Origin of the sequence: Dokdonella sp., from assembly GCF_036518555.1 — a bacterium.
GTDB lineage: Bacteria > Pseudomonadota > Gammaproteobacteria > Xanthomonadales > Rhodanobacteraceae > Dokdonella_A.
In genome coordinates, this window is sequence record NZ_DATDMY010000003.1 from 1 (window position 1) to 12,949 (window position 12,949).

8 protein-coding genes are annotated in these 12,949 nt (G+C 70.2%); 1 reads left to right on the top strand and 7 read right to left on the bottom strand.

Annotated features, from left to right (window positions below):
- The 7 genes from VI238_RS00045 to VI238_RS00075 form a co-directional block, all read right to left on the bottom strand.
- The coding region (locus VI238_RS00045) for a TonB-dependent receptor (RefSeq protein ID WP_331647205.1) at nt 1–2,356 on the bottom strand (2,356 nt) is incomplete at its 3' end.
- A 51-nt stretch (nt 2,357–2,407) separates the two neighbouring features.
- Nucleotides 2,408–3,583 carry an SO2930 family diheme c-type cytochrome gene (locus VI238_RS00050; protein WP_331647207.1) on the bottom strand — a complete coding sequence of 392 codons (1,176 nt, stop codon included), beginning with the start codon at nt 3,581–3,583 and terminating at the stop codon, nt 2,408–2,410.
- Nucleotides 3,580–4,815 carry a parallel beta-helix domain-containing protein gene (locus tag VI238_RS00055; RefSeq protein ID WP_331647209.1) on the bottom strand — a complete coding sequence of 412 codons (1,236 nt, stop codon included), beginning with the start codon at nt 4,813–4,815 and terminating at the stop codon, nt 3,580–3,582. The genes VI238_RS00050 and VI238_RS00055 overlap by 4 nt, the downstream gene beginning before the upstream one ends.
- 145 nt (nt 4,816–4,960) lie before the next feature.
- Nucleotides 4,961–6,031: an AraC family transcriptional regulator gene (locus VI238_RS00060; protein ID WP_331647211.1), complete on the bottom strand. Its 1,071-nt coding sequence runs from the start codon at nt 6,029–6,031 to the stop codon at nt 4,961–4,963.
- A 79-nt stretch (nt 6,032–6,110) separates the two neighbouring features.
- Entirely contained in the window at nt 6,111–8,660 is a 2,550-nt protein-coding gene (locus VI238_RS00065; RefSeq protein ID WP_331647213.1) for a DUF349 domain-containing protein, read from the bottom strand.
- A gap of 10 nt (nt 8,661–8,670) precedes the next feature.
- Nucleotides 8,671–9,879, bottom strand: a complete 1,209-nt coding sequence (locus VI238_RS00070; protein ID WP_331647215.1) for a TraB/GumN family protein — start codon at nt 9,877–9,879, stop codon at nt 8,671–8,673.
- A 26-nt stretch (nt 9,880–9,905) separates the two neighbouring features.
- Entirely contained in the window at nt 9,906–10,793 is an 888-nt protein-coding gene (locus tag VI238_RS00075; RefSeq protein WP_331647217.1) for a carbon-nitrogen hydrolase, read from the bottom strand.
- Nucleotides 10,794–10,907: 114 nt separating this feature from the next.
- On the opposite strand from VI238_RS00075, the gene VI238_RS00080 reads away from it, so the two are divergent.
- On the top strand, nt 10,908–12,947 hold the full coding sequence (locus tag VI238_RS00080; RefSeq protein ID WP_331647219.1) for a sensor domain-containing protein: 2,040 nt from the start codon (nt 10,908–10,910) through the stop codon (nt 12,945–12,947).
- Nucleotides 12,948–12,949: the final 2 nt, after the last annotated feature.

Consider the following 12,949-nt stretch of genomic DNA (forward strand, 5'->3'; position numbering starts at 1 on the left):
TGACGCCGGTCACGTAGCGCTTGTCGAACAGGTTGTTGACGAAGAATGCCACACCGAAGCGCGAATTGTCGGAGGTCCAGCCGATGCGCGCATCGGTACGCTGCTGCGCGCTGCCGACGCTGAAGTTCGGACTGACCTCGCAGGTACCCTGCAGCACGGAATCGGCGTTGCAACGCGACTTGCCGCGCCACGCGTGCGAGAGGTCGAACTCGACGTTGCCGCCCAGGACCGCGCGCCAGGTGTAGGCGAAGCCCGCCGACATCGACCAGCGCGGCTCGCCGGTCGGTTCGCCGCCGAGATCCACCCCGGACGGCGCGATCGCGTGGCCGTAGGTCGAGTCGATGTACGCACTCGTGAACGTGAGGCGGAGGTCGTCGGTCGGCGCCCACTGTGCCTCGACCTCGAGGCCGTCCGCCTTCTGGTTGCTGCTGCTGACGAGGTAGCGCGGCACGCCTGAGCCGGCCGTGTTCGGATCGAGCGTGAGCGACTGGCGGTTGTCGTAATCGTAATGGTAGATCGACGCGTTGAGCAGCAGGCCGTACTCGGGGAACGTGCTCTTCACGCCCGCTTCGTAGTTCCACACCTTTTCGGGTTCGAAGCGCGAAGCGACCTGCACGCTGTTGTACCCGCCCGCCTTGTAGCCCTTGGTCGCGGACGCGTAGGCCATCACGTCCGGCGTGAAGCGGTAGTCGAGGACGACGCGCGGGCTGGTGTCGTTCCAGCTGTCCTTGAACGTCACCGGCACGCCGACCGCGTCGGTGAAGACGAGGTTCTGCTGGAACGTCTCGATCGGGATGCCGATGAGGTCGAGCACGCCGGCCGCCTGCAACTGCGCGAGCGTCGCGTCCAGGCCGGGCGCCTGGCGCGGCGCGTTGAACCACGAAAACGTCTTCTCGTCGCGCGTGAAGCGCACGCCGGTGGTGAGGTTCCAGTTCGAGCCGAGATGCCAGATCACGTCGCCGTAGGCGGCGAAGGCCTTGAAGCGGCCGTTGTTGGAGATCTGTTCGCGCCACGGTTCGCCGAGCAGCGTGTTCGGGAAACCGTTCAACGCGAGCACCTGGCTCAGGTAGGCGTAGAGGGTGCCGTCCGGCGTCGGCGCCGGCGACAGGTTCAGCGCGAGCGTGTCGATGCCATCGGTGAAGATGTCGGTCCGGCTCGTCTGATGCGCATGCTCGTTGTAGTAGCTCGCGCCGGCGACCCAGTCCATCAGCGACGTGTTGCCGGCGAACTTGAACTCCTGGTACCAGCTGCTGTTCGACTCGATGTTCGACGTCGAGAGATAGCTCACGATGTGGTTGGTGCCGTCGTAGTCGCCGCGGTTGAGCGTGTCGAAGTCGCGCCAGGCGGTGGTCGAGGTGAAGCTCGCCCATCCGAACTCGTGGTCGATCGACAACGTCGCGCCGTCGAAGCGGCGCGACTCGCGCGGATCGACCGTGTCGTTGTAGAGGGGCGCATGCAGCGGATCGAGGAACGTCGACGGGTCGGCGGGGAAGGGCGGGCGCTGGTAGGTGTCGTCGGCGAGCGGGACCAGGCCGATCGCGGGCTTCGGCAACTGGTTCAACTTCTCATGGTCCCACGACAGCAGCACGCGCGTGTCGTCGGTCGCGTTCCAGCGCCAGGCCGCGCGCGTGCCCCAGTCGTCGTCGCCGCCATAGCGCGTCGCATTCGCCGCGTCGCGGATCCAGCCTTCACTCTGGTTGTCGACGACGCTGAAGCGCAGCGCCATGTCGTCGCGCAGCGGCAGGTTGAGCAGGCCGTCGATGTACTGGCGGCCGTAGTTGCCCACGCGCACGCGGGCGCGGTCCTCGAACGTGTTCGACGGCTCGTTCGTGACGATCGAGATCGCGCCGGCGGCGGCGTTGCGTCCGAACAGCGTGCCCTGCGGTCCCTTGAGCACTTCGATGCGCTTGACGTCGTTGAACGCGAGCAGGGCGCCGCCGGAGCGCGCTGCGTAGACGCCGTCGATGTAGACGCCCACCGCCGATTCGGTGCCGACGCCGAAGTCGTCGGTGGCGATGCCGCGGATCTGGTAGTTCGGCTGGGTCGGCTGTTCGCCGTTGACGACGAGGCCTGGTACGAACAGGCTCATGCGGCTGAGGTCGGTCGCCGCGAGCGTGTCGATCTGCTTCGCGGTGACGATCTGCAGCGGGATCGGCACTTCCTGCATTTCCTGCACGCGACTCTGCGCCGTGACCGTGATCACGTCGAGGCGCCGGGTCTCGTCGGACGGCGCGCCGTCCGTCGGGCCCGGCTCCTGCGCGTCGTCGGCGGCGAAGGCCGTTGGCACGGCGACCGCGGCGAGGCCCGACAGCGCACGGGCGAGGCACAGCGCGAGCGCGCGTTTGCGGATGATCATGGATGGGTTCCCCTTGCTGGTTGCGGGCGTGCGCCCGTCGCGTCATTCGTATCAGCCCGTGCCGCTGCACGACCCCTGTCGTGCGGCGATCCACGTACGGATCAGCTCCAGCCCTTCGCGATGGACGGTGCTGCGGCCGAGTTCGGGCATCATCACGCCGGGCTCGACCGACTCCATGCGGAACGGCAGGATCGAGTCGCCCGGCTTGCCGGGCACGATGTCGAAGAAGTGGTCGCCGGTGCCGCGACCGGCCGCGACCGGCGGCTTGCAGATGCCGAGATGGCGATCATCCGGCGTGGCGATGTCGAGGCTCAACGCGGTCGTGTTCGCGGCGCCCCTCGCGTTGTGGCAGTGGCCGCAATTGATGTCGAGGTAGGCGCGTGCACGGGCGTCGAGCGGCTGCGCGGCGTCGCTCCAGACCGCGTTGCGCGGCGCCGCCGCGGGCGCGGGCGCGCCGGCGAGATAGCCGACGCGGGCGAGTTCGGCGAGCTGGTTGCGTACGCCGTCGGCGTAACGGAAATCGCGGTTGAGGTGGCGCGCCTTCGGCCCGATAGGGCCGATCTCGCGCGTGATCCAGTCGCGCGCGTGGCAGCTCGCGCACTGACCCTCGTCGGGTACGACGTAGTTGAACGCCTCGCGCGCGCCGCCGGCGTCGACGAGTTCGAGCGGGATGACGTCGCCCGTGCGCGCGAGGTTCGCGTCGGTCTGCGCCGCGTTCCACACGTAGGGGAATGCGACCCAGCCGTCCTCGCGACGCACGAGCAGGCGCGTCTCGACGAGTCGCACGTGATCGAGGTCGACGCCGGAGGGGCCGTAGTCGTGTGCCGCGTCGTAGGTGCGCGCGACGGCGACCGCCGACCTCGCGGCGCCGTCGGGCAGCGGGTAGTAGAACGTCTTGCTGATGATCGTGCCGACCGGAAAGTCGAATGCGTCGGTGGCCGAGTAGTTCGCCGACGTACCCTTGGGCATCCAGATCGTGCGCAGCTTGTGCGCGTAGTCGGTGAATAGTGGCGTGTTGAGATCGTACGGCACGACGCCGTCGTTCGGTACGAGGCGCTTCCCGGCGACGTCGAGCACATGCCAGTCGCTGAGCCGTTGCGGTCGGCCGTCGGCATGGAAGGCGACCGGTGGCGGCGCGCGGTGGCATGCGCCGAGGGCGAGCAGCGCCGCCGCGACGACGATCGCGCGCGCGAGCGACGAAGCCTTCGCGAAGCCGCGGCCGATCATGCCTTGCCCGGGAGGGCGACCGGCGGCAGCTTCTCGAGCGTGCACCGGTACGGCTTCGTGTCGGTGCTCGGGTTCTTGTAGCTGCCGGGGCCGTCCGCATTGAGCACGCCGACGTCGCCGTTCTGCACGCAGATGCGGTCGGCCGGGGGCGGCAGGCCGTCGACGAGCGCCTTGGTGTCGACGTAGCCGTCCCAGACGATGTCGGGGAAATGACCGGTCACGCCATAGACCGCGCTCTTGAGGATCTTGAGGTCCATGCCGTCGGGCGAGTCGCCACCGCCCTTGAAGCGGTTGTCGTAGATGAAGATGCCCTTCGGGTACGGGTTGTAGTTCGGGTCGACGCCCGTCTTGTTGTAATAGTTGGTCGAGAAGTAGCTCGACACGATCACGTTCGCGGTCCGGTGGTCGGCGATGTCGTTGTCGAAGATCTCGACGCGATCGTTCGAGTTGACGATCACGCCGGACCCGGCGGGCACGCTCGCGACCGCGGCGCCCTTCGCGGCGAAGTTGCCCGTGTTGTTGTCGAACACCCTGTTCTTGAACACGCGCGCGTTGCGCCCGGCCTGCGACAGGTTCGGCATGTTGAACACGAGGATGCCGCCGGTGTTCTGCGTCGCGGTGTTCTCGTAGACGTCCGCGTCGACCGAGTTCTCGATCTCGATGCCGGCGACGTTGCGCTCGGCGCGGTTGCGCCGCACCACGATCGTCTTCGACTGGCCGACGTAGATGCCCGCGTCGGATGCGCCGATGACCACCGAGTCCTCGATGAGCACGTTGCTGGTCTTGACCGGGTAGAGGCCGTAGGCGCCATTGGTCGTCTTCGGGCCGCCGGTCCATTCGACGCGCACCCCGCGGATCGTGATGTTCGAGCCTTCGTTGATCTTCAGCGCATCGCCCTTGGTGTCTTCGAGTGCGAGGTTCTCGATCGTGAAGTCGCTCGCATTGACGAGCAGTCCCTCGGGACCGACCACCTGGCCCCTGAACGAGAGCACGGTCCTGTCCATGCCGGCGCCGCGGATCGTCACGCCGTTGCTGCGCAGGCTTAGACCGCGGGTCATCGCGTAGTGGCCGGCGGGGATCTCGATCACGCTGCCCGGCCTGGCGTCGAGGAGCCTCTGTTGCAGGTCGCTCTGGAAGGCGGCATCAGCGCCGCTCTGCGCGGGCGGCGGCGCGGTTTCGCTGCAGCCGCAGAGGGCGGCCGCGACCATGATCGTGGCAAGGCTGAGGCGCATGACGTCGGCTCCCTTGGAATCCCCGGGGTGCGGCGGCTGGAACGTCCATGCCGCGGCGTATTGCCGCACTCTCGGTGAACTCGTCGCGATCCGCGAGGGGGGGATTTTCCGCCAATGGGGGGTGAATCGGCCAACCCGTGCGTGGCTAGGCGATCGCCTGGCGCGCCGCTTGCGGTGGCATGCCGGTCCAGCGCTTGAACGCGCGACGGAACTCGCGCGGATCGCTGAAGCCGAGCTCGTTGCCGATCTCCGCGACGCTGAGGGGGCCGCGTTGCAGCAGGTCGAGCGCGCGCTCGGCCCGCACGCGGTCGTGGATCTCGCGGAAGACGCAGCCACGGTCGGCGAGGCGTCGGCGTAACGAGCGTTCGCTGAGGTTCAGGGTGCGGGCGACGTCCGGCAGTCGTGGATGCTCGCGCAGGCGGTTGCGCAGCAGGTGCTCGACCGAGGTGACGAGCTCGTCGCCGTGCGTGCCCGCATTGGCGAGCTGCTGGCGGCACAGCAGCAGCGCCTGCGTCGCCGTGAGGGGGTTGTGGCTCGCGAGCGGATGCGAGAGCCAGCGCGTGTCGATGATGGCCCGGTTGCCGTTCGCGCCGAAGCGCAGTTCGCAGCCGAAGAACGACGCATAGTCGCCGCGGTACGCGGGCGCCGGATACGCCAGCTCGAGTCGCTGCACGGCGAACGACGGACCGACCAGGCCGCGCGCGACCGCGAACGAACTCGCGAACAGCTCCTCGCAGAGGAACGGCAGCAGGTCGGGATCGCGGAAGCGCGGCCAGGCCGCGAGCGCGACTTCGCGCTCGTCGATCGCTTCGAACGTGACGTCGAGCAGGCTGCCGCACACGCGATGATGTTCGATGCCCACGCGCATCGCGTCGCCGAACGTCCGTGCGGTCATCATCGCGAGGCCGAGCAGGCCGAAGCTGCCGACGGTTTCGTTGCAGCCGACGCGCAATCCGAGCGCGGGCTCGTCGAGTGCCTTGAGCGCGCGCCGGATGACGATGCTCGCCTGGCGGTACGACACGCGCAGCGCGGGATCGGTCAATTGTGCGACGCCGAGACCGAGACCGGCGAACCAGCGATCGCAGGCGATCCCACGCGCCTTGGCGAGCTCCGTGAGGTGCACGAGCACGTTCGGCGGGATGTCCGCGAGCGTGTAGCGTGCATCCGCGTTGCGTACGGCGTCCGCATTCGCGTCCGCATCGGCGTGCTGCATCATCGGTGGAACCCGCGCCTCGTGGCCAAGCCGCTATCTAGCACGCGCGTCGTCGCCGTGCTTCACGCAGCGCAGCATCCGCTCACGGCAACAGGTCCACCGCCGCGACCACGGCACGCTCGAAGCGCGCATCGAGGCTGGCGTCGCCCGGTGCGCCGCCATCGCTCCAGCGCTGCAGCAGCCGCGCGAGTTCTTCCGCGGGCCCGATCGTGGGGCCCCCGCCCATGCGCGCGGACAGGCGGCCGATCTGCACGGCGCGGCGGCGCTCGAGGTCGTGGGCCGGCGATTCGAGGCCGGCGAGCAGCTCGAGTTCGACCAGCGTGTCGCGAAGCTGTTCATCGAGATCGGCGTCGCCTCGCGGCGGCGCGCCGGACTGCGCCGCATCGAAGCGCGCTTGCAGCGCCTGCGCCGCGACGTCGGCGGGCGGGACGGGCTGCCAGCGATCGCGGGCGGTGTCGGCGGAGATCGTCGCCGTCTCGAGCGCACGGCAGGCGCGATAATTGTCGAGCCATGCACGGAAGCGAGCGTGACGCCGGGCGCGATCCTCGCGCTGCGCCAGCTCGCGTAGCCGCTCGCGTGCCTGGGCATGCCGTTGCGCCAGCGCCTCGTCGCGCGGGCGCAACGCGTCCCATGCCGCCTGCAGGCGACCGATCGCGCCGCGATCGGGTGGCGCGCCGGCGGCAGCGAGCGCTTCCAGCTCGACGCAGATGTCTTCCGCCTGCCGCCGCGCATCGAGGTCGCGGGCGTCGCGCTCGCTGCGCTCGGCGTCGAGCTTGCCGAACACGCGATCGATCGCCGCGCGGAACGCGGTCCACTGGGCCTGGTCGCGTGCGCGACGACCCTGGCCGGCGCGTTGCCAGCGTTGCTGCAGTTCGCGCGCGGCGGCGACCGCGCCGCGCGGCAATGCGTCCGCGAGCGCCTCGGCTTCCGCGACGAGCGCCGCCTTCGTGCGCTCGACGTCGGCATCGCGACGCTCGATGCGAGCGTCGAGTGCGGCCAGCGCCGACTTGAGCGCCTGTGCGAGCGCCTTGCGTTCGCGCGGCTCGACGCGATCGAGCGCACGCAGCGCATCGATCGTCTCGCGCCGCAGAGTCGCGACCGTGGCCGGAGCGTCGCCGTCGTCCGCCAGCGCGGCGACGCGATCGAGCACGCCACGAATGGCGACGGCCTGCGACTCGCGCAATTCGTGGCGCTTCTTGAAGTAGCCTTGCGCGGGCGCGAGCGCGGCGCGACAGCCCGCATGGAAACGGCGTGCGAGGTCGCCTGCGCGCGCGCTGCCGCCTTCGAGCGCATCGAGTCGGCTCCATGCGGCTTGCGCCTCGCGCACCTTGCTGGCGACTGCGTCCGGATGCAGTCCGCTGCCGGGCAACGCCTCGATCGCTTCGCACAGTTGCTGGCGGTGCTGGTTGTCGGCCCACCGCTGCCAGCGGCTCAGTTCGCCGTAGCGCGCCTCGATCGCGGCGAACTGCGTCGCGAGCGCCTTCGGGAGCGGCGCCTCGATGCGCCGGCGGACCTCGTCGGTGCGAGCCTTCGCCGCATGCGCCGACGCGCTTTGGCCGGCGTCGAGCGCCGCCGAGCAGTCGCGCAAGGCTGCTTCGAGTTCGCCGAGCAGCGCGCGCTGCTGTTCGGCCTGCTGCCGGCGCGCGGCTTGCGCTTCATCGAGCGAAGCCGCGAAGCGCGCCTGGGCGATCAGTGGTGCGACCACCGCATCGGCGTCGGTCGCCTCGGCCGCTCCGGCTCCGACCGGCGCCTCCGTCGGCGCGGTCGTCGTCGCGTCCGTCGTTGCCGCGTGCGTCGCTGTGGTGGCCGGTGCGCTTGCCTCGTTCACGGTCGCGGTCGCGCGCTCGCGCGACGTCGCCGGTTCGCGACTCGCCGCGAGCAGCGCACGCGCGGCCTGGAAGCGCTGCCGCAACAGCGGCGTCGCGGCCGGTTCGATCGTAGCCCACTGCTCGACCAGCTCGCGCTCGGCGTCGGCGTGGTCGGGCACGCGCAGCAGCTGTTCGGCGCGCTCGCACAGCTGGCGCACGCGCCGCTCGAGCATGGCTTCGTCGCCGCGCTCCATGCGCAGCGCCTCGATGCGCTCGCGCGCGCGACGGCTCACCTGTTTGTCGGACTTGCGCGCGCGTTCGGCGAGCCGCTCGAGCATGGCTTCGTCGGAGAGGCGATCGACGAGGGAAAGGCGGATCGCGGCATCGCGGTCGGCGAGCGCGCGTTCGAGCAGCAGCGCCGGTCGCGTGACCTGATCGAGGGCCGCGCGCCGCAGTTCGGGTTCGCGCGCGTGCGAGGCGATCCGCTCCGCGAGCTCGGGGTCCTCCTGTGCCTTGAGCAGGCGCAGGCGCTCCGCCAGTGGCGGAGCGGCTGCGTGGCTGCCCGTGAGCAGGTCCAGCCAGAGCGTGCGCGCCTCGCTGCGCACGCCGGCGTCGGCATCGTCGCGCGAGAGCCCCTGCGCGATCCCGGGATCGGCCAGGCGCTTCGCGGCGGCAATGCGCACGCCGGCATCGGCATCCTCGCGCGCGAGGCGACCGAGGCTTGCGACGAGGTCGGCGTCATGGTCGTGCGCGACCGCGCTGCGCCGCTGCGCGGGATCCTTGGACTGCCAGCGCGGCTTGCTGAGGAATGCGGGCAATTTCATCGGGCGTGGATCACAGGAGGTTCGTGATGATGTGGAAGCCGGCGACATACTCGCCGACGATGGTGCCGAGCGTGACGAACATGAAGTTCAGCAGCGTGCGCGCGATGCGATTCTTCCACCAGCCGGTCCAGTGCGCGACATCGTCGCGCAGGCTGTCGAAGTCGGCGACGCGCGGTTTGCGCAGCCACGCCTCGACGCCGGCGCTGAAGGCCGACGCGGGCACGCCGGGCCGGAACGGCTTGAGCGGCGCGGCGATGAATGCCGCGATCACGCTGAGCGGGTGGGCCGCGGCGACGATCGCGCCGAGCGCGGCGGCGCCGCCCGTGAACAGCGTCCAGGCGAGCAGCGCGTCGGTACCCGCGCGCGCGCCGCGCGTGAATGCGAAGCCGATCGCGCCGGCGATCACCACGAACACGCCGAACGCGAGCCACTTAGGCCAGCGCGAGGGCGGCGGCACCTGCGACAGCTTCTCGACCAGCGGGCGCGGCATCTCGGTCTGGTTCGACAGCTCGCGCTGGATGCCGGCGAGGTGGCCGGCGCCGATCACGACGAGCACGCGACGCGCCTCGCCCGAAGCGGCCTGCTCGCGCAAACGTGCGGTCATGTAACGGTCGCGCTCGCCGATCAATGCGTCGTAGAGCGGCGGCGACTCGCGCGCGAACTCGCTGAACATGCTGCCGAGCAGGTCGCCGCGCTTGAGCTTCTCGATCTCGTCCTCGCTGACGTCCTCGCGCGTGAGCACGCTCGCGCCGAGCCCTCCGACGATCGACAGGCGGTCGAGGAAGCCGACGCTGTGGTAGGCGCGCTTGAGCGTGACGCCGATTTCGCGATCGACGAGCCAGATCGGCAGCCCGCGTTCGTCGGCGCCGTCGATCGCGGCCTTCATTTCGGCGCCGGGCTCGATGCCGAACTGCTCGGCAAGCCGGCGCTGGAACGCCGACAAGGCGAGGTTCGCCGCGACGAGCCCGACCTTGCCCTGGCGAATCACCTGGAACAGGTCGAGGCGGCGGAACGCCTCGGGGTCGCGTATCGACTGGTAGCGCGGCTCGCACAGTTCGACCGCGACGGCGTCGAAGGCTTCGCGCTGCAGGATCTCGCGCACCGCGTCGGCGCTCACGCGCGACACGTGCGCGGTGCCGAGCAGCACGTACTCGACGTCGCCACGGCGCACGCGGGCCACGGGTTGCCCGGCGAGGGCGTCGGTGGGGTGGGTGTTCATCGGCTCATGGCCCGCGGCGTCGGCGTTCAATCGCGATACCGTCGCGTCAGATCGGCATAGGCGTCGATGCGGCGGTCGCGCAGGAACGGCCAGATGCGCCGCACGTGCTCGCTGCGCGCGAGATCGATGTCGGCGAACAGCAGCTCGCGACCTTCGCTGCGCGCCCGCGCGAGGAACTCGCCCTGCGGTCCGGCGACGAAGCTCGAACCCCAGAAGTCGATCCCGCGCGCGCCATCCGGCGCGGGCTCGAAGCCCGTGCGATTGCAGGCGAGCAGGGGAAGGCCGTTGGCGACCGCATGGCCGCGCTGCACGGTGATCCACGCATCGCGCTGGCGGTCCTTCTCGTCCTGCGCGTCGGCCGGGTCCCAGCCGATCGCGGTCGGGTAGAGCAGGAGATCGGCGCCCGCGAGCGCCATCAGGCGCGCGCCCTCCGGATACCACTGGTCCCAGCAGACGAGCACGCCGAGCCGCCCGACCGAGGTCGATATCGGCTCGAAGCCGAGGTCGCCCGGCGTGAAGTAGAACTTCTCGTAGAATGCCGGATCGTCCGGAATGTGCATCTTGCGGTACCGGCCGGCGATCGCGCGGGCGCAATCGAACACCACGGCCGTATTGTGGTAGAGGCCGGCGGCACGGCGTTCGAATAGCGACGCGACGACGACGAGACCGAGCTCCTCGGCGAGTCCGCCGATGCGCTCGGTGCTCGGGCCCGGGATCGCTTCGGCGCGATCGAATTCGCCGACGTGCTCGTGCTGGCAGAAGTAGGGCCCGTTGTGCAGCTCCTGCAGCAGGACCAGGCGCGCACCGCCCGCGGCGGCCTCGCGCAGGCCGGCCTCGATCGCGTCGAGGTTCGCCTCGCGGCTGCCGCGATCGGTCTCCTGCAGCAGGGCGACCTTGAGGATTTTCGTGGGCATGATCTCGGGACGGTGATCCAAACCGGGGATGTTAGCGCGGATCGCGGACGGGGGAACGAGCATGGGGGCGGTGCGCCAGTTGTGGAAGAGGTCGCGGCAGTGTAGGAAGGCGGCATGAACGCACAACGCGGGGCGGATGCCGCACTCGAGGTCCTCGTCGTCGTCGGCAGCGCCGACGAAGCGGGCCTGCGCGCGCTGCTCGCCGATGCCGGCGTCGCGATCACGAGCTGCCCCGGGACGCACGAGGCGGTCGCACGCCTCGTGCACAAGTCGTTCGACGCCATCGTTCTCTACGTTGCCGGCGCGCGCCAGCTCGAATCGGTGGCCAAGTTGCGCGCGCGCGCGCCCGATGTCGCGATGGTCGCGCTGGTCGGGCGGCAGGACCGCACGCTGTGCGAGCTCGCGACCGCGCGCGGCGCGAACGACGCGCTCGAGTTGCCCGGGCTGCAGCCGCTCGTGCTGCAGTATGCGCTGCGCCTCGCCGTGCAAGGGGTGCTGCGCGAGCGCGAGCAGCGCACGCAGAGCCTCGGCCTCAGGACCGTGTTCGACCTCGACGCGCATCCGGTCTGGATCTGCGACCCGAACACGCTGCGATTCATCGGCGCGAACCGGGCGGCGGTGGAAACCTACGGCTATTCGGAGGCGGAGTTCGGCGATCTCAGCGTGCCCGATCTGCGTCCTCGCGACGGCAGTACCGGCCCCGACCTGCCGCCCGCGGGGCGCACCGCGTTAGGCCGGCACCGCACGCGCGACGGCCGCGAGCTCGAAGTGGAGTGCTTCGCCGAGCGCACCGTCCTCTCCGGGCGCGAGGTGCTGCTGCTGCGCGCGCGCGATGTGACCGCCGAGCGGCGCGCGATGCGCGCGCTCGAGGCGAGCGAGCGGCGCTTCCGCGACTTCTTCCAGCACAGCACGGGCTTCATCTGGATCCACGAGCTCGACGGCACCCTGTTGTCGGTGAATCCGGCCGCGGCGAGCGCGCTCGGCCGCAGCGTCGCCGAGCTGCTCGGCACGCCGCTGCGCGACCTCGCGCCGCCGCACCTGCGGTTCCTCATCGACCAGTACCAGCAGCGCATCGCCCGCGCAGGCGAGGACGCGGGCTTGCTGCGCGTGCAGAACCGCGACGGCGCCGAACTCGTCTGGCAGTACCGCAACCGCCTTTACACCGACGCCGACGGTTCTGCGTACGTGATGGGCTACGCGCAGGACATCACCGCGATGCGCGCGGTCGAGCAGGCGCTGCAGCTCAGCGAGCAGCGCCTGCGCACGGTCGCCGACACCTTGCCGGTGAAGATCGCCTACGTGGACGCGCAGCTGCGCTTCGTGTTCGCGAACCAGGCGTTCCGTCGCGCGTATGCGGCCGACGCCGACACGATCGTCGGCGAAGACGTGCGCAGCGTGCTCGGGGAGGCGCGTTTCGCGCGACGGGAACCCTATCTCGGCCGCGCGCTCGCCGGCGAGCGCGTCACGTTCGAGGACGAGGAGGGCGACGGCGACGACTACCAGTGCGTCGAGATCACGTTCATCCCGGAGACGGCCGAGAAGGACGGCAGCGTGATCGGCGTGCACGCGATGGTGCAGGACATCACCTCGAAGAAGCGCGAGGAGCGGCGCCTGATCCACCTCGCGCGGATCGATCCGCTGACCGGCCTCATGAACCGCGCCGGGTTCCACGAACGGCTCGAAGCGGCGATCGCGCGCTCGCGCGAGAAGGAATGGCTGTTGTCGGTGTTCTACCTCGACGTCGATCGCTTCAAGCAGGTCAACGACACGCACGGCCACGCGGTCGGCGACGCGCTGATCCGTGCGTTCGCGACCCGGCTCGGCGAGAACGTGCGTGCCTCGGACGCGGTGGCGCGCCTCGGCGGCGACGAGTTCATCGTCGTGATGGAAGGCATCCCCGACGTCAAGCGCGTGCGCACGATCGCGACCAAGCTCGTGATGGCAATGTCGCGTCCGTTCGAACTGCGCAGCGAGGGCCTGACCCTCGCGATCGGCACGAGCATCGGCGTGGCCGCGTGCCAGGCGTGCCCGCTGCCGCCTTCGCAGCTCGTCGCGCGCGCCGATGCGATGCTCTACGAGGCCAAACAGGCCGGTCGAGGCACTTACCGGCTCGAACTCGTCGCGCCGATCTCGCCGGACCAGGCCAACGCCTGAGG

Coding starts and splice junctions, on each gene's coding strand:
- VI238_RS00050 (WP_331647207.1), bottom strand. CDS start 3,583: ATGATCGGCCGCGGCTTCGCGAAGGCTTCGTCGCTCGCGCGCGCGATC.
- VI238_RS00055 (WP_331647209.1), bottom strand. CDS start 4,815: ATGCGCCTCAGCCTTGCCACGATCATGGTCGCGGCCGCCCTCTGCGGC.
- VI238_RS00060 (WP_331647211.1), bottom strand. CDS start 6,031: ATGATGCAGCACGCCGATGCGGACGCGAATGCGGACGCCGTACGCAAC.
- VI238_RS00065 (WP_331647213.1), bottom strand. CDS start 8,660: ATGAAATTGCCCGCATTCCTCAGCAAGCCGCGCTGGCAGTCCAAGGAT.
- VI238_RS00070 (WP_331647215.1), bottom strand. CDS start 9,879: ATGAACACCCACCCCACCGACGCCCTCGCCGGGCAACCCGTGGCCCGC.
- VI238_RS00075 (WP_331647217.1), bottom strand. CDS start 10,793: ATGCCCACGAAAATCCTCAAGGTCGCCCTGCTGCAGGAGACCGATCGC.
- VI238_RS00080 (WP_331647219.1), top strand. CDS start 10,908: ATGAACGCACAACGCGGGGCGGATGCCGCACTCGAGGTCCTCGTCGTC.